Raw genomic sequence first — 21,732 nt, forward strand, 5'->3', positions numbered from 1 at the left:
GAGTGGCTACAATTAGTTTAACGATTTAGATTAAGTCTAAATATATAGAACTAATGATGAGGTGTAAATAATGGACAATCGTTCGACAACGAATCAAGGCGCTCCGGCAGGCAACGATCAAAGCACGCAAACAGCCGGACAATACGGACCGACTTTATTGGAGCGCGATCGCCTCCTAGAGAAAATCGCTCGCTTCGACCAGGAGCAGGACCGGGACCGAAAAATCGTGCCGGAGCGCGCCGTTCACGCCCGCGGAGCAGGCGCCCATGGCGTATTCCGCGCAGAGAACGGCATGTCTGAGTATACGAAGGCGCGGTTCTTGTCGGAAACAGGCTTGGAGACGCCGGTATTCGTCCGGTTCTCTACCGTCATTCACGGCACGGACTCTCCGGAGGCGGCTCGAGAGCCGCGCGGGTTTGCGGTGAAATTTTATACGAAGGAAGGCAACTACGATCTTGTGGGCAGCCACTTGCCGGTCTTTTTCATTCGCGATGCGGAGAAGCTTCCGGAGATGGCGCAATCGCTGAAGCCGGATCCGGCTGCCAACTTCCGCGATCCCGCCCGTTATTGGGACTTCATGACGCTGGCCCCTGAATCGACCCATATGCTGACCTGGGTATTCTCCGATGACGGTACGCCAGCCAGCTACCGCGAGATGGACGGCTTCAGCGTTCATGCGTTCAAGTGGGTCAACGACGCCGGCAAGGTCACCTATGTGAAATACACCTGGAAGTCGCAGCAGGGCGTTCGCTGCCTCACCGCGAAGGAAGCGTCCGATATGCTGGCGAAGGACATCAACCACGCGACGCGCGATTTGTATGCGTCGATCGAGCTGGGCAACTACCCGAAATGGGATCTGTATGTGCAGCTCATGCCGCCGGAGCATATGGACCGTTATCCGTTCGATCCGCTGGATCCGACAAAGGTTTGGCCGGAAAATTTGTATCCGCTGCAGAAGGTGGGGACGATGACGCTGAATTGTAACCCGATCAACTACTTCTCGGATGTAGAGCAATCTGCGTTTTCACCTAGCGCGGTTGTTCCGGGCATCGAGCTTTCGGAAGATCAGCCGCTGCAAGGCCGTCTCTTGTCCTCCCCGGATACGGAGCGTTATCGCCTGGATGTCGATTATTTGAACATTCCGGTGAATAAGCCGCTTCGCAGCCGCCAAAGCGACGGAGCGATGACGGGGAACGCGACCCCGCCTTCAGCGAATAACGAACCGAACCGCGATTCGGGCAGCCTGAAGGAGGATTCGAGCAGCGAGGACAAGTTCGCGCCGCTCCATGGAAGCGCCGGGCGCCAGAGGATCGAGAAGACCGATGATTTTACGCAGGCCGGGGAACGGTATCGTTCCTTAACGGAGCTGCAGCAGGCGAACCTGATCTCGAACCTGGCCGATGACTTGAAGCAAACGAACGATGATATCCGCCTGCGCGCTATTTGCAACTTTTTCCGCGCGGACCGAACACTCGGCTTTAGGCTTGCTGAAGGCCTGGGTGTCGATATCCGCCAATTCGTGCCGCAAAGGTAATGTCATGCACTAATACGTTTTAACTTGCAGATGGTGCGCAGCTTCATCATAAATTTCTGTTACTTGCGGCCCCCGCGCGATTCATTCGTGCGGGGGCCGTTGTGAGTTGGACGGTATTTGCCTGAGGACGGGCCGCTCCTGTAAACTAGGAGTTATGGATATTGAAGTATCGGAGGTTTGTTGAGATGCTTTGGACGGAGCCGATCGTGCAGACGGCAGCGATCGTTTTTTCGGCGCTTGCGGGACTCAGCCTGATTATCATTCGGATACGAGCGGGGAAACGGCCGACCACTTTGAAAAAAATCGTCATTCCGCCGCTCGGCATGGCAACGGGATTTATTATGTTTGCGGTGCCGGTCACGCATATTCCGTGGTTATGGGGCTTATCGGCATTTGGAACCGGTCTGCTGATGTTCGCTTTCCCTCTGATCGTTACCACGCGGATGGAGAAGGTGGATTCGGATATTTTCGTGAGACGGTCGAAAGCGTTTATTGTGATTATGGTCGCGTTGTTCCTGCTTCGTCTATCGCTGCACCATGTCGCGGAGCAGTATATGACGATTCCGCAGACGGGGGCTCTGTTTTATTTGCTCGCGTTTGGGATGATCGTGCCTTGGAGGCTCGCGATGTTAAGCGATTATTTGCGGCTCAGTAAAGCAGAAGCTTAAAAGCAAGGGTTACAAACTGCTTCAATGGACATCATGAGAAAAAAGACAGCTAGATAGGTGGTAGTTTGTAATGGATTCGGAAAGCAACAAGAATGACCGGTTCTCTTCGCTCGGGTTTATTATGTCTGCGGTGGGAAGCGCAGTCGGTCTCGGCAACATGTGGAAGTTTCCTTATATTACGGGGCAATACGGGGGAGCGGCTTTTTTCCTGCTGTTCATCGTTTGTTTGCTCTTGATCGGTTTTCCGGTGCTGCTCGCGGAGCTCGCAGTAGGCCGCGGCGGTCGCGGCAACGCCTCCTCTTCGCTCACGAAGCTCAGCGGCAGCAAAGCCTGGGGGGCGCTCGGCTTCCTGTCCGTTTTGGGCGCCTTCTTCATTATGGCCTTCTACGGCGTGGTGGCGGGCTGGACGCTGCATTATGCGGTGCTGTCTTTTACGGGTAATTTGTTCGAAAACGGGGACTACGCGGGGCTGTTCAATCAGTTCATCGGCGGATGGGCCCCGATTGGGTGGCAGCTAGTGGTCATGATCGTGACGGTTCTCGTTTTGATTCGGGGCGTGTCGAAGGGAATCGAGCGTTTCAACAAGCTGCTGATTCCTTCGCTTGTCGTTCTGCTGGTGCTGCTGGCCATTCAGGCGATGTCGCTGCAGGGAGCGGGGGAAGGCGTGTCGTTTTTCCTGAAGCCGGACTTTAGCAAGCTGACGGGGGAATCGGCGCTTGTCGCGCTGGGACAAGCTTTCTTCTCCTTGTCGCTCGGCATGGGGATTATGGTGACGTACGGCGCTTATGTGCAGAAGAGTCAATCCATCGGGTCGGCGACGTTTGCGGTTGGCCTCGGCAATGTGCTGTACGCGTTGCTGGCGGGACTCATTATTTTCCCAACAATCTTCGTATTCGGGATTGAGCCGACGCAGGGGCCGGGACTCGTGTTCGTCGCGCTGCCCGCAGCATTCTCCGCTATGCCGTTCGGAGCGCTGTTCGGCGGATTGTTCTTCGTGCTGCTTTCCTTTGCGGCGATCACATCGGCGGTTTCGATACTGGAGGTGCCGGTCGCTTATGCGACGGAGACGTTTAAGTGGAAACGCAACTCAGCCGTATTGATCATCGGCGCGTTATGCTTCCTGATCGGCATCCCGCTGTCTTTGTCGCTGGGCGGGGGAGCGGATTGGATGACGATTAACGGGAAGCCGGTATTTGACTGGGTCGACTTCATCTGCTCGAACATCATTTTACCGGTCAGCAGCCTGGTGATCACGATATTTGCCGGTTACGTGTGGAAGGGCGCGGCGGAGGAATCCGGATTATCGGCGGGATGGTTCAAGCTGTGGCTGTTCATGGTCCGGTTCATCGCCCCAATCCTTGTTCTGCTCGTGCTGCTGTATTACGCGGGCGTGATTCAAGTGGGATAAGGTGTACGGATTGGACGGGGGCTCCATTTTTAGTGCGGCAATTGTCCGTCTGGCCTTCGTCCATGAAGTGTGCTGGCGGTGATTGGGACAGGAGTGTTTGGGTAGCTTGCTTCAGTAGGGGAGTGTGGGGGCGAGAGTGAGTACACCGGGCTCAATGAGGCTGCCGATGGAAATAGCGCCAAAAGTGCACTTATTTCTTGCTCGAACAGGTTATCGATGAAAATAACGCCAAAAGTACACCTATTTTTAGCACGTTTTGCCCAAATGGAGAAAATCATACGAAATAAGTGTACTTTTGTCCTTATTTCGCATGGGATGGGTAAGCTGCGAAAAAATAAGTGCATTTTTGGCGTTATTTCCGCCGAGAGCTCGCCTCGGGATAACGCGCAGCCGACTAAGCGGACCAGCCGCGCGCAGTAAATGGCCTCTGTCCTATGGAAATTAGGACAGAGGCCATTTTGCTATGCACCCGCTTTTAAGTGGCTGTACTGCGCCGCAATGATCCAAATACGCAGCAGCGTCTTAATGAGCGGGTAGCCTTGATGCGCGATGAGGGCGAACAAGCCGGCCCAAACCATTGAGATACTGCTGAACACCAAGCCGAGCAGCGCGGCGATTCCCCACATAAGCAGTGAAATGGCGGCATAGGTGAGAAATTTGCGAAGGGACTGCAGCAGCGATGGGAAGATGCCGTCGCCGGATACGGCTCCGAACTGCATCGACAGGAACAGCAAATGAATCAGAGCGATCCACGCGATCCAGATTGCGGCGCCAGGCAAAAGCTCCATAAGCAGGGAGGTTGTTACGCCGTTGTGCCTGAGGGCGTCAATCCACTGCGGCACGATCCACCAGGCCGGCGCGATCATAAGCGCGCAGCTAATCCAATAAAGCAGCATGACCGGCTTCCATGTCTTGCGGATGCCCTCGATAATGCGGGTTCCGCTCTCGCCTGTGCTAGTCTGGTGATGGATCGAGTAGAACAAGCCGGCGTTAAAGAGCGGCGTAATCAGCATCCGGGCAAGAAGCAGGCCGCCAAAAAGCCATAAGTACGGCTGAATCAAATCGGTCTTGAACAGCTGGAACTGGGCTTCCGCAAAAAATAACTGAACAGCTTGATCAACTGGGGCCGAAGCGGGAAACCGCCGCAGCAGCGGCGCGATCGTATCGTCGATCGCGCGATAAACGAGGAATCCCCAAAGCAGCTGATAAAGGAACAAAACAATGACCATGTTCATGTGTTTAAACGCGAGCTGCCAGCCTAACCTCATATTATGCTTCATTCCAATCTCCCCTTGCTTGCGATTAATAGCATGGACTGCCGGTTCTCATTCTACCAGCCGAATGCGCCGAGCAGTCCCTTGATCAGGTTGGATACCCCCAGGTTCCAACGGGTGCGCGTGTCATTAGGCAGCTCCGCCAGCATAAAGTTGTTGATCAGCTTGTTGTCGAGCACATTCGTCTGCTCGGGATCGACGGATACCCATTCCAGCGGAGCGGGGGAAACCTCCGTATATTGAATATGGGATTCGTCGCCTGACCACACTTTGGTTCTCGTTGAACCATCGGTAAATTTCAGCAAAATCGGAATGGGACCGGTCGTCCCGCCATTTCTTTTAATCAAAATCGTCGATTCGTATTGCTTATCGCCCTCTTGATTGACGGGCTTCACTTCGATGGCGTCTACCGAAAAGTCGGCCATACGGTTGCTGTACACGTATTGATTGAAATATTCCGTCCAGTTTGCCTTTGTCACCTGCTCCACGACGCGCTGGAAGTCGGTAGTGGCAGGATGCTTGAACTTATATTTTTGGAAGTAAGTGCGCAGAATCCGGTTCATCATTTTTACCCCGACCTTGTTCTCGATGTCGACAAGCACCAGCTTGGCCCGCATATAGACGTTTTCGGCGTATTGATTTGAATTGTGGTACGCCCAAGAAGGCTGCTTAAGCGGAGCGGGATCGGTCATATAGCTGGCTTCCAGCCGGAGGTTCGGCGTTATGCCGTAAGCGGCAGCCATTACCTTGTCTTCCGCGTAGGAGGTAAAGCCCTCATCGAGCCATGCCTCCTCGAACTCGTTAGAGGCGACCATGCCGTACCAATATTGATGGCCGATCTCATGCACGACTGTCCGCTCGAGCTCATAGCCGGGATTGTCGGAATCGGCGGCGAATGCGGTCACGAGCGTCGGATATTCCATGCCGCCTGCTCCGTTCGCGCCCTTCGGCGGCACCACGATCGAGAGAGTGTTATACGGATAGGAGCCGTACCACTTGGCGTAATTCGAAAGCGCGGACTTAGCGGCATGCATATAACGATCCTTCAGCTCCGCATGCGCGGGATCGAGATAAAGCTTGATGCGCACGCCGGGAATACCTTTGTCCGAATAGGCGGTCTCCGCATACACGAAATTCGGCGAGGCGGCCCACGCGAAATCGTGCACGTCCTCGGCATAGAATTGGTACACGTGCATTCCGTTTTGCACGGCAACCGGTTTCGTCTGGAAGCCTGTCGCGGCAACCGTATAAGCCTCCGGGACTTGGATGCGCACGTTGTACATGCCGAAGTCGCTGTAAAACTCCGAGTTGCCGTGATATTGATGAACGTTCCAGCCTTCCGATGTGCGGCCTCTTGTTCCCGCCGTCTCGTAAACGGCGATCTTAGGGAACCACTGCCCGGCCATAATGAAGTCGCCGGAGTATCCCATACGGGCGAATATTTCCGGCAGCTTGACTTCGAAGCCCATGCGGAGGGTAATCGATTTGCCTGGTTCCAGCTCTTCCGGCAAACGCAGTCTGGCCAGCGTATAATCGCTGGTATTGCCGTCATCCGGCTGCGAATATTGCAGGCGCGGCAGCAGGCTTTCGCCTTCCAGCGTCTGCAGGGTGAGCAGCTTGAGATGGCTGTTGCTGTTCGGTGTCGCCTTGTCCGAGCGCAGCATTCCGTGAGATTCGGTCATGAAGGTGGTTTTCTGCGATTGGAATGCGTTCGGATACAGGTGAAAATAGAGCTCGGACACCGGTTTTTTGCCCGGATTGGTCCAGGTCACGTCCTGCACGCCATCCAAATGCTGGCCGTCCTCGCGCAGCGAGACGTTGATGTGGTACTCGACAATCCGTTTGCTTAGGGGCTGCGGTTTCGGAGGTAATGCCTTGTCCGGCTGCTGGACAACTTGCGGCTTGGCCGAATTTGGAGCAGGCGTAATGGGCTGCATAACTTCGGAGTCAGAACCTGCGGCGGGAGCAAGCGCATACGTATACTGGGACAGCCAAGCGTCCCCGAAGCCGTTCTGCATTGTTATCGCTAGGAAGACGGCTGCGAGCGAACCGATGAAAAGTCGTTTGACATTGCGTGGAGACATTGAACGTTTCCCTCCCGTTGACAAGCATCTACAGCATGTATATGTTTGCAATTCCAAGATTATTAGCTAAAATGGAATTATTGTATGGGAAGGTGGGATTTGCGTGACAGAGCAAGGAAATACGCCGGCTCAGCCGGAAGCGAAAGAGAAAAAATCCTTGACGCTCAACGTAGTGAGCAACAAGAAACATAGAGGCTTCGGCGCAGGCTCCATTGATCTTAGCGACGTGGCTTGCGTGATGATCGACGAAGGCGTGGCGTATATCGACGTCGGCGCCATGCACGCGAAGAGCAAGATCGAGCGCGGCATCAAGTTCTCGCCGAATAAGGAAGATGTGCCGAACGGCCGCCAGTGCTGGATCGTCTGGGTAGCGGTCGACCGGAATGAGGAAGGCTCGTACTATGCGGGAGCGACGGCATGCGAGATGCTGATCGATGCCGAGGCGAAGAGAGGCTGGAAAATTCTCGCCGACCACGTGAACCGGTTGGATTACGCGCTCAAGAGACGCTACATGCTGGATAACTTGGGCGAGGTTGAGAAGGCGGCTCTACGCAAGCTGCTCGTCGAGCACAACGCGGAATGGTGGGATCGCTCGCCGGCGGAGCTGAAGGACGCCCTGGGCGGATAGGAGCAGAGGCTGTATCGAAGGGAAAGGACCCTTGGATACAGCCTCTTTGTGTTGAGAGCTCACTTATTTGATGTTGCGCTCGCATAGGGGCGTCTGTTCCAGTAATTTGGAGACTAAGAAGCAATAAAGACAAAAGTGCGCCTATGAAAAGCGAAATCGGCAGTTCCGGGGGAAATAGAGACAAAAGTGCACGTATTCAGTGCCTATAGCGCTTTTATTGCAATAGCTGTACGGAATAAGTGTACTTTTGTCCTTATATTTCATATGGCGAGCAAGTGTAAAACATAAGTGCATATATGGTGCTAATTGACTTCGGAGTAAGAAAACATGGAGAAGGCCGCCCCCCGAACTGCTGATTGAACATAATTCCAAATGGCGGCATCGTTCGTCGGAGAGCCGAAGGAAGCACAAGGCGGGCAAGAGAAGAGGCTGTATCGTAAGGGACCCCTTCGATACAGCCTCTTCAATCAAGGCGCCAAAAAATTGTACGATTAGACTAAATCAGGGTAAAGGCTAACCAAGATTGGCGAAGATACATTTCCCGCATCGTCGACGGCGATAATAGCATACCAGTGATTTGCTGAATTATAGCTCAGCGCGCTGGTGTTGAGGGAAACGGCATTTTCAACCGTAGCTTGTTTAATTCCTCGTGATGCCGTAATGAAGGCCTCCAAATCGGTCACCGTAGGCGAATCGAGTAGCGAGCTATCATTTTCAAGAAGGTATACCGTTCCCGATTCATTCAAGGAGACGGGAATGGGGTTGCCGAAGTAGAAGAACTGCTCATGCGATACGCCGGATATGACCGGCGGCGTTTGATCCAGCGTTAAGTCAACGGTTCTCGATTCGGAAATGTTGCCCGACGCATCTACAGCAAACAGGTAGTACGATCCTGCCGAAAGGGTATCCGTCTCGAAGTTGACGCGAGTGCCTGCGGTCGCCAGCTGCTTCTTCGCCATGTTCGGCGCGGAGGTTAATAAAGATTCAAAATAGGAAACAGTAGGAGTTCCTTCAAGGAGTCCCAGTCCAATCATATAAATCGCACCGGATTCATTGCTTGTCGCATAAACGGTATCGCCTACAAATAAGATGCCTTCCTCGGCGCTGCTCGACTCCGTAATAACCGGCGGAATCAAATCAACCGGCGGCGCATACACCGGCTGATTCACCGTCACCGTTGCCGTTGCCTGGTACTTGCCGGATGTTGCTGTAATCGTCGCGGAGCCGGCCGAATTGCCGGTAAAGTTGCCGGATTGATCGATCGTGCCGGAGGATGCGCTCCACTGGATTGGCTCATCCAGCTGAACTTCGCTGGAGCCGATTCGGAACATCAGCTTCGCGGTGAAGCTCGCTCGTCCGCCAAGTCCGATCGTCAAGCTGGAAGGCGAGAGTTCAAGCTCGGCATCCGGCGTCGTGAACTCAACCGTCTTAGCCGCATAGGTCACCGTATAAGTCGTACCCGGCTTCAGTTCCGCGAGCGATAGCGTTGCGGATTTTTTGTCTGCGCTTAGCGCAGCGCTAGATACGCTGACGCTTTCGCCTGTCGCTTTAACCGCAACACGGACTTGATCCGCGCTTAATGCCTCCAACTCGCGGGAGAAGCTTAGCTGCACGGTGCTGATCGAAGCCGCCGATGAAGAGAAGGTAAGAGCGATGACCGGCTCAGCGGCCTTCAGGAACTTCGAAGCCACAAGCGCAACCTGCTCGCGCTCCGCGTTGCCTTGCGGGTTAAAGGTGTTGTTGCCGGCCCCGTTCATAAGGCCTAATTCTACCGCGTAACCGACAGCGTCCTGCGCCCAGCTCGAAATTCTATCCGCGTCAGAGAACCTTAGTATGTCCGCTTTCCCCGTAACATCGACGCCCAAGGAGCGCACAAAAAGAGTCGCCATCTGTTCCCGAGTAAGGTTCTGCCCCGATCCGAAATTACCACCGCCCATACCGGATATAAGCCCAGCCTTGGCAGCCGCTTCCACATACTTATAGGCGTAGTGATCAGTCGGAACGTCGCTGAATGTAGCCGTTGCCGGGGCGGAGGATACGTCCAGGTTAAGCGCTTTGGCCAAAATAATGGCGAAGTCTTGTCTCTTAATGTTCGCGGTTGGGTCGAAGGTTCCTTCGCCTTTGCCGTTCAGAATACCTTTCTCAACCAGCTCATTAATGGCGTCCTTCGCGAAAGAGTTCTCAATATCGTTGAAGCTAGCCGCCGCGTGCGCGGGCAATGCCGCCGGGAATAGCAGCGAAGCGGCAAGCGCCGCGCTTATCCCTGTTTTCAAATAACGTTTCATATGTATCCTCCAAATCTATGGATTAAATCTGCAACTATTTTACCATAAATTGAATGAATAGAATACGAGAGTTAAACGGCGAAATTGTAGTAAAATAAACCAGTTACGCCGCTTCAAAAAAATATTTCGAAAAGGTGCAGGGTTTCGAAGCCTATTAAACGTCTATCTATAACGGGAAGGAGGAGAGCGACATTTTAGATGAGAAGGATTGGCTCGTAGCCGTGCGGAATGGCGGGCCGGAGCATTATCGGCCGTTCGTGCAGGCGTATGGTCCTTACATTTATAAAACCGTCTACGCCGTGCTGCAATCGCCGCATGACGCGGAAGACGTGACGCAAGAGACGCTTCTGCAAATCTATCGCTCCCTCCCGAACTACCGGATGGATGGGCTGAAGACGTGGATCACGCGAATCGCGGTGAACAAGGCGATCGACTTCAAGCGAAGCAGAGCCAGAAGGCCGGAGCAATTCATAGATGATGACGGTCTAGACCGGAAGGAGACGTCCTTCGCGGGTGAGGGCATGCTGGCCGCTATGCCGGCGCCTGCAGCGGAGTCAGTGGCCATCCGTCAGGAAGAGCTGCGGCAGGTGCAGGCCAAAGTGAAGGAGATGCCGGATCAGTACCGGCGTGTCGTGACCGCTTTTTACATAGAAGAGAAGACGTACGAGCAGATCGCTGCAGAAACGGGGTTAGCGCTGAAAAGCGTAGAGTCGAAGCTATATCGGGCAAGAAGCTGGATGAAGAGGCATTGGCGGAAGGAGGACTTCGAATGAACGGGATCAACAACGGACATCTAACGATAGAGCAGTGGCGGCAATATATTCGTAACGAAATGACCCCTGCTGAACGTGAGCGCGCCGATCAGGAGCTGCTCGTATGTGAAGGCTGCATGTGGCTGTTCATGGAGGCGATGGAGGAGTCGGAGCAGTCCGGCGCGGAACATCGGCCGGGTATGGAGCTGCCTGACATGGTTCGGCTGGAGGAACAGGTTATCGCGGAGCTGCAAGTTGGCGAGCCGCTTAAAGCGCTTAAGCCGATCGGCGATCCTGCCGAAGAAACCTCCTGCAATCCGGCGCCGCCGCAGACGATGACGGAAGTCCGCCAGCTGAAGCGGCGGGATTCTTGGCTGCAGCACCCGGTAACGCACTATACGCTGGCCGCTTCGATTACGCTGCTGCTCATGGCAACGGGCGCGCTGACGGGCTTCTCCGAGAAGCTTCAGCATTTGGAACAGCATGAACCCGAATCGCAAACGATTGGAGCCGAATGGATGTCGTCGGAGCCTTCCTGGTCCGACCGGCTTGTAGATAAAGCGGGGAGCTTCCTCGATGGCGTGCAAGCATGGCGGTTTAAATGAAGACAAATGAAAGGATGCTGAGAATATGAATACAAAAAGCCCGCTGGTCGCGTTTCTTCTTTCGTTTATACCGGGCGCTGGACATTTTTATATCAATAGGCCGGTTCGCGGTCTGCTGTATATGGGAGGATTTTTCGGATCGTTTCTGCTTGCCTGCTTCGCTTTGATGACGGACGGCGATGAGTTTGGCGTGTTTATGCTTTTTGTAGCGGCGTTATTCGGATTTGTGAACATGCTGGATATGATCATCGCCCTAATCAGCGGCAAACCTTTTGCTCCGGCGGTCCCCGCGGCTGCGAACGGCTATCAGGTGCCGCCGCATCCCGAATACGCGACAGCCGCTTCATCCTTCGGAGGACCGTTTCCTTATGATACTCCTCCGACAGGAGCGTCGTATCAGGCGAACGAAGCTTTCGCCTATCAAGAGCAGCAGAATGAGAAAACGAGAATTATTCTGCTCTCCATTATTCCCGGCCTCGGCCATATGAGCCTTGGTCTTATGCAGAGAGGGATCACCTTCCTCGTTTCGTTCGTCGGGCTGTTCGCGATTATTCTGTTTTTGAGCGTCATTATGAATGCCGGCTCGCTGCTTGTATTCATGCTGGCGCTTCCGGTCATATGGATTTACGGCATTTTTGATGCGGCAAGCATCGTGCAAAAAAAGCATAACGGCGAGCTATTGGAGGACAAATCATTGTTCGAGGGGATCGAAGAGCATATCGCTTCGGGCCAGAAGAACAAAGTGCTTACGATCGCGCTTGCGATCTTCCCGGGCGCAGGCCATCTTTACCTTGGACTCCAAAAGAGAGGGCTGCAGTTAATGGGCGGCTTCCTCCTGGCCATCTATATTATGGACAATATGAGGCTGTCCTTGTTCTTGTTCCTGTTGCCGCTCTTCTGGTGCTTTGCGTTTTTTGACGCGCTTTCCCAGCTCTCCAAGTTCGGCCGCAGGCAGATGTTCGACGAGCCCGTGCTCTCGGCGGTCGTTCCGTATCAGCGCTGGCTCGGCATAGGCATGATCGGCTTCGGTATTTACTTCCTAGTGGATCGAATTTTGATGCGAGAGGTGCTTAGAATCTTTCCTGAAATATATGCTCAGTACATGGAGTATAAGTATATGCTGCCGACGGCGATCATCGCATTCGTAATGATCATGGTAGGACTAAGAATGGCCTTTGGCGGACGGAGCTTATTCAGCGCAGGCATGTACCCGCCAAGAAGGGACCCGTTCGAGGATGACGAGAGGGGGGCGCAAGGATGAGCATGACCGGAAACCCCTACACATCTATTCCCGCATCGGGCGGTACGGCTTCTCCCTCAAAGCCCCCTAACGGGAGAGAATGGCGCGTCGGTTCGCTATCGATGGGGATTACGCTTATCCTTATCGGGACAGCCTTTGCTGTGTCGTTGTGGCAGGACACGGAAGCTTATCAGCTGCTGCTGTGGGTTACGCCTGTCGTATTTATTTTATTAGGCGCGGAGCTGCTCATCTATTTGGGGGTTGCGGGCAAAGGAGATCGGTTAGTTCGTTATGACTGGATCAGCGTATTCTTTGTTGGAGTAATCGGGACGGGAAGCCTTGTTCTCGCCCTCCTTATGTCGACGGGGCTGTTCGACGAGATGAAACGCGATTTAACGATGACTTATCGAACGGCTTTCATAGAGACGGAGAACATAGAAGTGCCTGAAACGGTTAAAAACGTCATTGTACAATCCTACGGCAGTCTCTCCGTTGAACAAAAGGAAACACGGACGCTTCATCTGATGGGGCAAGTGCGGTATCGCGCGGAGAAGTCTTTGGCCATTGCGGGGGAAAGCATACTGAGGACCGAGATTGTGGGCTCCGATATGTACGTATTCATCGGCGCGCCCGACTGGGACAACGGCAGTCCGGCGGACTACTCGCTTCCCGAGTTGATTTTGGCGCTTCCGCAAGGGATTACCGTCGAGAGACGGCCGCTCTGATCCCGGATGGATCGATGTTATATCCCGTTATCGGTTTCTGTGTTCGCGTAATACTTGGAGAAAGCCGGAATGGATTGAACCCATTTCTCGAACAAGGCTGCTGCATACAGGGTCGCGACAAGTCCAATGAGCACACCGCACACCGATAGCGGCGCGGCCCAGACGACCTCCGGTTTCGAGAAAAAAGGAATGAGTGCGACGGCTACAATCGGAGGCGCGTTCCAATTGAATTTGAGGATGAGAGACGTCACAATAAGAAGTGTCGCCAGCAGAGAAAGCGCCCCGGCGTTCAATTGTACGAGCAGCGAGCCGATGACCGAGGAAATGACGGCGCCAAAAGCGATTTTCCACATTTCCCTTGGCTTGAACGGTTTTAATATAAATAAAAGGCTGAATGCCCCGATCGTCGGAAAAAACAAAGTGTGTAAGGTTTGGAAATGCAAAGAGATCCAATAAATAAGCGTTACGTAAAAACAGATTGCAATCACTTTAAAACGCATGCTTTGAAATACTCCTTCTCCTGTTGATGGGCTCACGGGCCCCCGATGCTTCTGAAACAGTGTAACGCCGGGAAGGTTAAATCGTCAATATAAAGACAACAAAAAAAGTCGGAATTAAGCGCGTTCATAGAAAGAGCCCGCCGGTATGCCGGACGGGCTTTCGTGAGGAGGAGGGCGAATATGCTGCTGCATAAGGGCGAGACGTTATTTGTCCAAGGAGGGACGGGTGACCTTTTTCATGTAAAAAGCGGCTTGCTGAAGATCGTCCGCGTTCATGAAGACGGATCGCCGTTTCTGGTCAACATTATCGTAGAGGGCGAAACCATCCCGCACCATTCGCTGCTGAGTCCAATGCCTTATCATGGGACGGCCGTCGCGCTTGTGACGAGCGAGATTGAGCGGATCTCTCCCTCGGAGTGGTACGAGGAGCTGAAGCGAAATCCCTCGAAAAGCATGGAGATTGCGCTGCAGCTCCAGAGCAAGCTCCGTATGATGCAGCAGCGCATTGACCAGCTGACGGAGGTAGCGCCTATCGATAAGCTGCGCCGTCTTCAGGAATGGTTCCATCGTTACATCGCGCCGCATCAAATAACCGATATTTTGACCCAAGAAGAAATCGGCCAACTAATCGGCCTGCGCCGCGAGACGGTCAACCGGCTGCTTCGGTCGCAGGCGGAGCGTTAGCGGGCCGAAGCGGCAGGCGCCAGGCTTGCGGCCGGTCCGAAAAACTCAAAGTGAAGGTCCTTCTCCGGAATGCCCCATTCCTTAAGCGACTGGTTGATGTGCTGCATAAAAGGCACGGGTCCGCAGAAATAATAGCTGGCATTCGGGTCCTCGATAACGCTCTTCAGCCAAGGCAGATCGATGAAGCCTTCCTTGTGGTAAGCCTTTTGCTCCCGGTCCTGCTCCGTCGGCGCCTGATAGCAGTAGTAGGCGGATAGATTCGAATGCTTCTGCGCCAGCTCATCGACATGCTGCTTCATCGCATGGACATGGCCGTTCCGCGCGGCGTGAATGAACGTGACTTTTCTATCGGAATGCCGCTCAGCGAGCGTGTTCAGCATACTGATCATCGGCGTGAGCCCAACTCCGCCGCTAATGAGGACAACCGGTCTCGCATCGTTCTGATCGAGAATGAAATCACCGGCAGGCGCGGACAAATACAATGTATCGCCTTCGCTAATTTGGCCGTGCAAATAGTTGGAGACTCTGCCTTCCGGGCGATCCGGGAAGCCGTCCTCCCGTTTGACGGAGATTCGATAATAGGGCTTGCCGGAAGCGTCGGACAGGCTGTATTGGCGAATGTGGGTATACTTGTCGCCTGGCACTTCAACCTTCACGCTTACATATTGGCCGGGGAGGAAGTCCGCGATCGCCCCGCCATCCTCAGGAACAAGATAGAAGGAGCTGATTACCGCGCTCTCTTGCACTTTGCGGTCTACGCGGAAAGCGCGGAAGTCCTCCCAGCCGCCAGGCTGGTGTTCCGCTTGATTGTACATCTCCGCTTCAACCCCGATAAAGGCGTCGGCGATGATGCCGTAAGCTTCTTCCCATGCCCCCAAAATTTCATCTGTAGCGGCGTCGCCCAGCACATCCTTGATCGCCATAAGCAGATGCTTCCCAACGATCGGATAATGCTCCGGTTTGACGCCAAGACTGCGGTGCTTATGCGCGATTTGCTTCACTGCGGGAAGAATAGCGGCAAGGTTGTCTATATGCAACGCAGCGGCATAGACGACGTTGGCCAGCGCGGTTTGCTGTCTGCCTTGTTTTTGATTCGCATGGTTAAAAATATGGAGCAATTCAGGATGAGCGGTGAACATCAGCTCGTAGAATCGCTTCGTGATCGTAACGCCATGCACCTCCAGCACAGGTACGGTGGACTTAATGATTTGAACGGAATTATCGCTTAACATCGTTAATGGCCTCCCATGTGAAAAAGTTGTTCAGACATCTCCATATCATCTGCCGATGCCTGCTTGATTATTTCAAGTATAGTCTGCAGGCGGCGGAAGCCATGTGATTACAATCACAGCAATCGGTAACGAATTGTGACGGATCCAGCAACAGGAAAAGTTTAAATATGCATTGACAGGAATATTCCTTAAATGGTATATTTAAAGCACAAGGAAGAAATTTATACCAGTGGGAGGGAATGGAAAGAATGAATCAAGAAGTTACAGCCTATATTGAAAATTTACCGAAATGGCAGTCAGACATCAGTTCAACCCTGCGGAGCATGGTTCACGAGACCATTCCGGAGGCTGACGAGCGCATTCAGTATAAGAAGCCGCACTTTCTGAAAAACGGACATTATGCAGCCGTTATTTCGCCTTCGAAGGACGCGATCGCGTTTATGATCATGAATGCAAACGGAATAGATTTTCCGAAAGAATTCGATGGGCCGGCCGAACGGAAGTGGATTAAATTGCGGGAAGGCGACGCTCCGGATCTTGCAGCGCTGTCGAATCTTCTGAAGCAAGCCTCCAGCACGTTATAACCGAAACGATCAGGGTCATTCCTGAAATCCGAGGAGGAATAATCGAATGAGCGACCAAAAGGGACTTTTCTTGCAGCGTGAATTCAATGCTCCGCGCGAGCTCGTGTATAAGGTGTGGACCGAACCGGAGCACTTCGGCAACTGGTGGGGACCTAAAGGATTTACGCTGGAAGTGGCCATGATGGATGTCCGCCCGGGAGGGCTGTTCCTTGGCTGTCAGAAATCTCCGGATGGACAATATGCCATGTGGGGCAAGTTCGTCTACCAAGAAGTTCAGGCGCCCGAGAAACTCGTGTGGGTTCAATCTTTCTCCGATGAGGAGGGCAACACGATCCGCGCTCCGTTCGATCCGAATTGGCCGCTTGAAATTTTGAATATTTTAACGCTTGAGGAGGTCGGCGGGAAGACCATCCTGACCCTTCAAGGTGGACCTCTCCATGCGTCCGCAGAGGAACAAGCTGCGTACGATGCGATGGCGCCGATGGCTGCGCAAGGGTTCGAGGGAACGTTCGAGCAGCTTGCCAATTACCTGTCCGGTCAACAAGAGGCTGTTTAAATATCCGATTAGAAGCCGTAGGGATTGTATCCCTGCGGCTTCGTTATTTATAAAGTCGGCGGCTCATAACCGATTACCGGATGCAGCCGGCTGACAAACAGCTTATCCGCAGCCGCGCGAAAAGCCGTATTTCTTACGGCCAGCGCCAGCGGCGATTCAAGCTGCATGAGCCGTCCCATCAGGCGCGACTGGCGGACGATTTGACGAATTCGAGGGATGCGAGCTGTCTCAAATGCCTTTAAGGTCTCCGTTAGTTCTGCGCCTGCAGCCTTGTTCTTAAGCAGATGGGCAAGCGTAACGGCATCCTCCATCGCTTGAGCGCCCCCTTGCCCCAGATTGGGCAGCATAGGGTGTGCCGCATCTCCCAGCAGCGTGACCCGGCCTTTACTCCACTGCGGCAGCGGGGCAAGGTCATAGATGGAATGGGTCAGAATATCCTCGGGCAGCGTCGCCTCAATTACGGCAGGAACCGGCGAGTACCAGTTCTGAAGCTTCATGAGGACCTGCCGCTTACGTTCCTCCGGCTCCTGGGAAGCAGCTTGTCCTTCCGGCTCATTCATTGCGGCAAACCAGAAAATTCTCCCTTCGCCAAGGTGGGAAAATCCAAACCGGATGCCCTTGCCGAGCGCTTCAAACCCGCCGCCGGCTTCGAGCGGATAGCGCGAGTCTTCAAAGCGGCCTATTCCGCGAATCGCTCTATAACCCGAATAGCGGAGCGGGAGGTGACCGAATAACCGCTCCCGTATTTTTGAACGATGACCGTCGGCAGCTATCAGGAGATCGCCGTCTGCTGTCGTTCCATCCGCGAACCGAGCCTCGGCACCATCCTTACTCTCGAGTAATTCCGCAAACCTTTTACCCAGCTGGACGTTCACGCCAAGAGCAAGAGCATGCGAATAAAGGATGGATTGCAGGCTGCCGCGGTGGATGAGATAACTCGGCATGCCGTAGCGCGCGGCTTGTTTCTGGACAGGCAAGCTTGCCAACAAGTCGCCCTTCCACGTTCTCAGCTCCGCAGCTCCGACGGGCGCGCCTTCTTCCCGAATGCGTCCATCGATATCGAGACTTTTTAACGCTCGGAGGGCATTCGCGGCAAGGACGATGCCTGCTCCGCTCTCACTCAGCTTTTCGTTTTGTTCGAATTCGTCGACATCCCAGCCGGCCTTTCGAAGCGCGATAGCGCTGCAGAGCCCGCCGATCCCGCCGCCGATAATGATTGCTTTCATAAGCTTCCTCCATGGTTCGCAAGCATATCTGTCTTCGTCCTATTGATATTTACTTTATCATAAGTCAACAAGCTATAATGGTGTAAAGGGCCCTTGTTACCAACAAAGATAAAATTCCGGGGGATTATATCGGTGGGGAACAGAAGAAAAAAGGGGAATCACCCGTCGTAAGTCACCGCCGGTTATCGGCTGTGATAGCCGGCGGGACCTGAAGGCAATTAGTTTGATGAGCTAATGTAAACAGTCCGTGTATAGGGCTCCCAGTAGACTTCATTTCCAAGCGATTCGCTTACGAATCGAAGAGGAACGAGCGTCGAGCCATTGCGTATAACGCCGGGAGAGGCAAGCGCAATTTTTTGATTGTTTTTAAACGCATGCTTCTCGCCAACCGTATAGGTCAACCGGATATTGCCTTTAGTGGCGGTCACCGTCCGCGTTTTGTCATCCCATTCCACCGCTGCTCCCAGCTCCTCGAATATTTTCCGAAGCGGTACCATCGTGTATCCGCCCATCGTTCTGGCAGGGACGTCAAACGCGAGCCTTTCTCCGTCCAAATATACGTCCACTTCGGTGCGGCTTGACGGCTTCGTCTGCTTCTCGTCCGGAAGCGCAATGACGGTTTTCGGGCTCTCTTTGCCGAAATACCGCTGTGCGCTGATCGAAACGGTCCCTTTCGAGGGGAGGCCGGCAAGCGGAATAAGCATCGTGTCCTCGTTATCGGCGATTGAATCGGTGAAGACCAGCTTCCCGCTGCGGTCATAAATGTAAAGGTCTCCGGAATAGCCGAAAGAACCGTTAATATACATGTAATCCCCTTCAAAAGTGATTTGTGAAGGCGAAATCGGTTTTGAATCGGCGCGAAAATCGTACTCAACCAATACCGGATCGCTTTCTTGCCGGTGTTCCGACGCATGCGTCACATAAAATTTCCCTTCAAACTCATGCGAGTAACTCAGCTCTACGGTCAGATCAAGCTCGAACACGTTTTCGCCGTCAATGTTATGCATATAATCCGGATACACACGGGCTTGGGCTCTAGGTTCTTTATTCTCATCGTATACGACGATATCGTCCATTTCGTTAACGCCATACATAATCAAGTACGTCCGGTCATTTTTTCGAACCGCTTCCACAGAAAGCTTGTCTTCCTGAGAACGATCAACGGTTTCCGCAGCCGGGCTGTCCGGCGTTAAAGGGTAGTCCTGCCAATCCCACACCCGTCCATCGCGGATCAAAAAGTTTACGCTCGCATTGATGTAAAGGTAATCATCGTCCCAAGTAAAGTCCTGACCGTCATTCCATGTGGCGTCAACATAACGCCAAATTCCGTCTACATTGACAAGGTTCCAAGCATGTCCTTCGCCATTCGGCCCGTATACCGTACCCGTGACAATATAAGAAGGAATTCCCGCTTTATCAAAAAGCGTCTGCATAATCGACGTATACCCTTCGCAAACGGCTAATCCGTGCAATGCCCCGTAGGCGCTGTAACTATGAAGAGTGACGCTGGTTCCCTCATAGGTAGCGTCATCATATTCGACGTGATCGACGACATATTGATTAATCGCTCTCACTTTTTCTTCCGTTGTCATCCCAGGCTTTAGTATCTCCTTCAGGATGGCATCGGATTGGCGGTCGACAAAGGCCTGCTCATCCTTCGTAAGAAAATAGTCAAATCGGAAGTTATGGATGTAATGATCGATGTTATCGTCATAGCTCATGTCGTAGCCGTATGTAGCGTTCCGACTTAAATAATTGTTCTCCGGCTTAAAGCGCAGCTCGTTTCCGATCATTTTCATCGGGTCATTCGGCCCTACCAGCTGTTCACTGCCGGTATAAAGGATTCGAAGCGCCGGTTCATGATTTTTCATCGCGTTAACGATCATTCTTTTAAATTCTTCGGGGTTCTTTGCGGTGTGATAAGGCTCCGCGGCATAGGATGGAGCGGAGAAAAATAACGAACCTAGCACCGCCAAGGATAATAATAAGCTGAAACTTCGTTTAAACATGGCTGTCCCTCCTGATGTAAAGCAACTGAACTGTATTCTATTAAAAAGGCCTGACTTATTCCAGTCCATAATCTGTCAATAAAAAAAGCGGCACCTAAGACAACATCTAGCTGCTGGTCTTAAGTCCCGCTGTTTGGAATAGGGGATACGCTATAGGTTAATCTGCCGCTCGGCGGCGTCAACGGTATGTTTGAGCAAGGTCGCGATGGTGACAGGACCGACACCGGCAGGAACAGGCGTAATCGCGCTGGCATTCGGCAAGCAGGCCTCGTAGTCGACATCCCCGATATTTCCTTTGTTATAACCGGCATCGATAACGACCGCGCCGGCTTTGATCCAGCTGCCCTGCACGAATTTTGGCTTGCCCACCGCGGCGACAACGATATCGGCTTGACGAACGATCTCCTCGAGATTGGCGGTTTTGGAATGGCAGGTCGTGACGGTTGCGTTGGCATTCAACAGCATAAGGGATACCGGCTTGCCTAAAATCGGGCTTCGTCCGATGACGACGGCATGCTTTCCTTCCATCGGCAGGTTGTAATGCTGTAAAATCGCAAGGATTGCGGCAGGCGTACATGACGGGTAGTTCGCAAAGCCGAAAGCGTTTTGGGCAAAGCCAAGCGTCGTTACGCCGTCCACGTCCTTTTCGATCGCGATCGCATCGAACGCGGCCCGTTCATCGATATGATGAGGGACCGGATGCTGCAGCAGGATGCCATGTACAAGCGGGTCGGCATTCAGCTTATGAATTTCTTCCAGCAGCTGATCGGTAGTTGTGGACGCAGGCAGCTCAATACGCACGGATTGCATGCCGAGCCGTTTGCATGCGTTGCCTTTCATTCGCACATAGGTGGCGGAGGAGGGATCATCGCCTACCAGAATGGTAGCCAAGCAGGGGGTTATCCCGTGTTCGGCAAGGCGGGCGATTCTTGTCTCTAACGATTGTTTTATGGCGCCCGCAACAGTGTTTCCGTCTAAAATCAGCGTTTCTGTGCTCATCTCAGGTCAGCTCCTTGTTAATAGGGTGAAAAAACAGAAAGAGGCAAGGGGAAAACTCCCCTTACCTCTGCCCAGGCGTACGGCCGTATCCGTATGTGCTCCACCGTGGTCATCCACGTTACGCCAGTTACACATACTTAAAATGTTGTTTTCATTATAGTAGGAAATGCGGGATTCATCAAGAAGGAGCCGCAACCATTCTGATGCGGAATGCGTTTTGTCATTACAGTGGTTTCCATGAAAGGGGGAGACGTTTATGGCTATACGCTATGCCGCTGGATTGCTGCTTGTACTCCTATTCGCGCTCGGAGGCGTCGAGGCCTCCAGCCAGCCTGTGACGGAACCGAAAGCTGGCTCCGGTACAGCATATACAACGAATTTGAATCTGCTGATTCGAACGTTGGAAGGAGAAGCCTTCATCGATCGTCACAAAATTTCCGATCCGGAGACGGTGAAATCCGTCATCGATAGGCTGAGGAATGTGCCTTGGGAGCGCGCGAAAGTATCCATGTGCCGATTGCCCGATTACAAAATCGTCACGGTCAACACCGATCCAACGGTATCCTACGAGCCCGCAATCTACGATCTATGGCTGACCCCTTCGGGGAAGCAATTGGAAATTTCGATCGCAGGAAAAGGCCAATACGGCAAAATGTCCGAAGCGGATAGCGCGGAGCTGCTTGCCATTCTGCAACGCTATGCGCAGGTTGTGGAATTTCAATGCGTGCCTGGGCAGTGA

At 53.2% G+C, this 21,732-nt stretch carries 20 protein-coding genes and 1 riboswitch; of the genes, 12 read left to right on the forward strand and 8 right to left on the reverse strand.

Annotated elements, in window-relative coordinates; translation table 11 throughout:
- The first annotated feature begins 70 nt into the window (after positions 1–70).
- From D3P08_RS17375 to D3P08_RS17385, 3 genes are all read left to right on the forward strand, one after another.
- The gene (locus D3P08_RS17375) at positions 71–1,534 is read left to right on the forward strand and encodes a catalase (RefSeq protein WP_119600976.1); all 1,464 of its coding nucleotides are present in this window, start codon (positions 71–73) and stop codon (positions 1,532–1,534) included.
- A gap of 161 nt (positions 1,535–1,695) precedes the next feature.
- Complete coding sequence (locus D3P08_RS17380) at positions 1,696–2,202, forward strand: CcdC family protein (RefSeq protein WP_240647620.1); 507 nt, start codon at positions 1,696–1,698, stop codon at positions 2,200–2,202.
- Positions 2,203–2,272: 70 nt separating this feature from the next.
- Positions 2,273–3,610, forward strand: coding sequence for a sodium-dependent transporter (locus D3P08_RS17385; protein ID WP_119600978.1), 1,338 nt, complete (start codon positions 2,273–2,275; stop codon positions 3,608–3,610).
- A 461-nt stretch (positions 3,611–4,071) separates the two neighbouring features.
- On the opposite strand, the gene D3P08_RS17390 is transcribed toward D3P08_RS17385, so the two are convergent.
- On the reverse strand, positions 4,072–4,890 hold the full coding sequence (locus D3P08_RS17390) for a hypothetical protein (protein WP_119600979.1): 819 nt from the start codon (positions 4,888–4,890) through the stop codon (positions 4,072–4,074).
- Positions 4,891–4,940: 50 nt separating this feature from the next.
- On the reverse strand, positions 4,941–6,968 hold the full coding sequence (locus D3P08_RS17395; RefSeq protein ID WP_119600980.1) for a M1 family metallopeptidase: 2,028 nt from the start codon (positions 6,966–6,968) through the stop codon (positions 4,941–4,943).
- A 103-nt stretch (positions 6,969–7,071) separates the two neighbouring features.
- On the opposite strand from D3P08_RS17395, the gene D3P08_RS17400 reads away from it, so the two are divergent.
- Complete coding sequence (locus tag D3P08_RS17400) at positions 7,072–7,596, forward strand: YwhD family protein (protein WP_119600981.1); 525 nt, start codon at positions 7,072–7,074, stop codon at positions 7,594–7,596.
- A 491-nt stretch (positions 7,597–8,087) separates the two neighbouring features.
- Here the strand turns inward: D3P08_RS17400 and D3P08_RS17405 are convergent, their stop codons facing one another.
- Positions 8,088–9,881, reverse strand: coding sequence for an S-layer homology domain-containing protein (locus D3P08_RS17405; RefSeq protein WP_119600982.1), 1,794 nt, complete (start codon positions 9,879–9,881; stop codon positions 8,088–8,090).
- A 221-nt stretch (positions 9,882–10,102) separates the two neighbouring features.
- On the opposite strand from D3P08_RS17405, the gene D3P08_RS17410 reads away from it, so the two are divergent.
- From D3P08_RS17410 to D3P08_RS17425, 4 genes are read left to right on the forward strand one after another with little or no spacing between them, the layout of a single operon-like run.
- The gene (locus tag D3P08_RS17410) at positions 10,103–10,654 is read left to right on the forward strand and encodes an RNA polymerase sigma factor (protein ID WP_240647622.1); all 552 of its coding nucleotides are present in this window, start codon (positions 10,103–10,105) and stop codon (positions 10,652–10,654) included.
- A complete protein-coding gene (locus tag D3P08_RS17415) occupies positions 10,651–11,238 on the forward strand; it encodes a hypothetical protein (protein WP_119600983.1) in 588 nt (195 codons plus the stop codon). The genes D3P08_RS17410 and D3P08_RS17415 overlap by 4 nt, the downstream gene beginning before the upstream one ends.
- 25 nt (positions 11,239–11,263) lie before the next feature.
- The gene (locus D3P08_RS17420; RefSeq protein WP_119600984.1) at positions 11,264–12,499 is read left to right on the forward strand and encodes a hypothetical protein; all 1,236 of its coding nucleotides are present in this window, start codon (positions 11,264–11,266) and stop codon (positions 12,497–12,499) included.
- Positions 12,496–13,203, forward strand: a complete 708-nt coding sequence (locus D3P08_RS17425) for a hypothetical protein (RefSeq protein WP_147381822.1) — start codon at positions 12,496–12,498, stop codon at positions 13,201–13,203. The genes D3P08_RS17420 and D3P08_RS17425 overlap by 4 nt, the downstream gene beginning before the upstream one ends.
- 17 nt (positions 13,204–13,220) lie before the next feature.
- On the opposite strand, the gene D3P08_RS17430 is transcribed toward D3P08_RS17425, so the two are convergent.
- Entirely contained in the window at positions 13,221–13,703 is a 483-nt protein-coding gene (locus D3P08_RS17430) for an HPP family protein (RefSeq protein ID WP_119600986.1), read from the reverse strand.
- A 180-nt stretch (positions 13,704–13,883) separates the two neighbouring features.
- On the opposite strand from D3P08_RS17430, the gene D3P08_RS17435 reads away from it, so the two are divergent.
- The gene (locus D3P08_RS17435) at positions 13,884–14,387 is read left to right on the forward strand and encodes a Crp/Fnr family transcriptional regulator (protein WP_119600987.1); all 504 of its coding nucleotides are present in this window, start codon (positions 13,884–13,886) and stop codon (positions 14,385–14,387) included.
- Here the strand turns inward: D3P08_RS17435 and hmpA are convergent.
- Positions 14,384–15,619 carry an NO-inducible flavohemoprotein gene (hmpA, locus tag D3P08_RS17440; RefSeq protein WP_119600988.1) on the reverse strand — a complete coding sequence of 412 codons (1,236 nt, stop codon included), beginning with the start codon at positions 15,617–15,619 and terminating at the stop codon, positions 14,384–14,386. The two genes, D3P08_RS17435 and hmpA, sit on opposite strands and share 4 nt — an antisense overlap.
- Before the next feature lie 248 nt (positions 15,620–15,867).
- On the opposite strand from hmpA, the gene D3P08_RS17445 reads away from it, so the two are divergent.
- Positions 15,868–16,203, forward strand: a complete 336-nt coding sequence (locus D3P08_RS17445) for a DUF1801 domain-containing protein (protein ID WP_119600989.1) — start codon at positions 15,868–15,870, stop codon at positions 16,201–16,203.
- 46 nt (positions 16,204–16,249) lie between these two features.
- Positions 16,250–16,759 carry an SRPBCC family protein gene (locus D3P08_RS17450; protein ID WP_119600990.1) on the forward strand — a complete coding sequence of 170 codons (510 nt, stop codon included), beginning with the start codon at positions 16,250–16,252 and terminating at the stop codon, positions 16,757–16,759.
- A 47-nt stretch (positions 16,760–16,806) separates the two neighbouring features.
- Here the strand turns inward: D3P08_RS17450 and D3P08_RS17455 are convergent, their stop codons facing one another.
- From D3P08_RS17455 to D3P08_RS17465, 3 genes are all read right to left on the reverse strand, one after another.
- The gene (locus D3P08_RS17455; RefSeq protein WP_119600991.1) at positions 16,807–17,985 is read right to left on the reverse strand and encodes an FAD-dependent monooxygenase; all 1,179 of its coding nucleotides are present in this window, start codon (positions 17,983–17,985) and stop codon (positions 16,807–16,809) included.
- Positions 17,986–18,203: 218 nt separating this feature from the next.
- Positions 18,204–19,994: a stalk domain-containing protein gene (locus D3P08_RS17460; protein WP_162848516.1), complete on the reverse strand. Its 1,791-nt coding sequence runs from the start codon at positions 19,992–19,994 to the stop codon at positions 18,204–18,206.
- A gap of 150 nt (positions 19,995–20,144) precedes the next feature.
- The gene (locus D3P08_RS17465) at positions 20,145–20,993 is read right to left on the reverse strand and encodes a bifunctional 5,10-methylenetetrahydrofolate dehydrogenase/5,10-methenyltetrahydrofolate cyclohydrolase (RefSeq protein WP_119600993.1); all 849 of its coding nucleotides are present in this window, start codon (positions 20,991–20,993) and stop codon (positions 20,145–20,147) included.
- A 62-nt stretch (positions 20,994–21,055) separates the two neighbouring features.
- A riboswitch (ZMP/ZTP riboswitch) is annotated at positions 21,056–21,134 on the reverse strand.
- A gap of 115 nt (positions 21,135–21,249) precedes the next feature.
- Here D3P08_RS17465 and D3P08_RS17470 point away from each other — a divergent pair.
- A complete protein-coding gene (locus D3P08_RS17470) occupies positions 21,250–21,732 on the forward strand; it encodes a hypothetical protein (RefSeq protein ID WP_119600994.1) in 483 nt (160 codons plus the stop codon).

Source organism: Paenibacillus nanensis (assembly GCF_003583765.1).
In the GTDB taxonomy this organism is placed as follows: domain Bacteria; phylum Bacillota; class Bacilli; order Paenibacillales; family Paenibacillaceae; genus Pristimantibacillus; species Pristimantibacillus nanensis.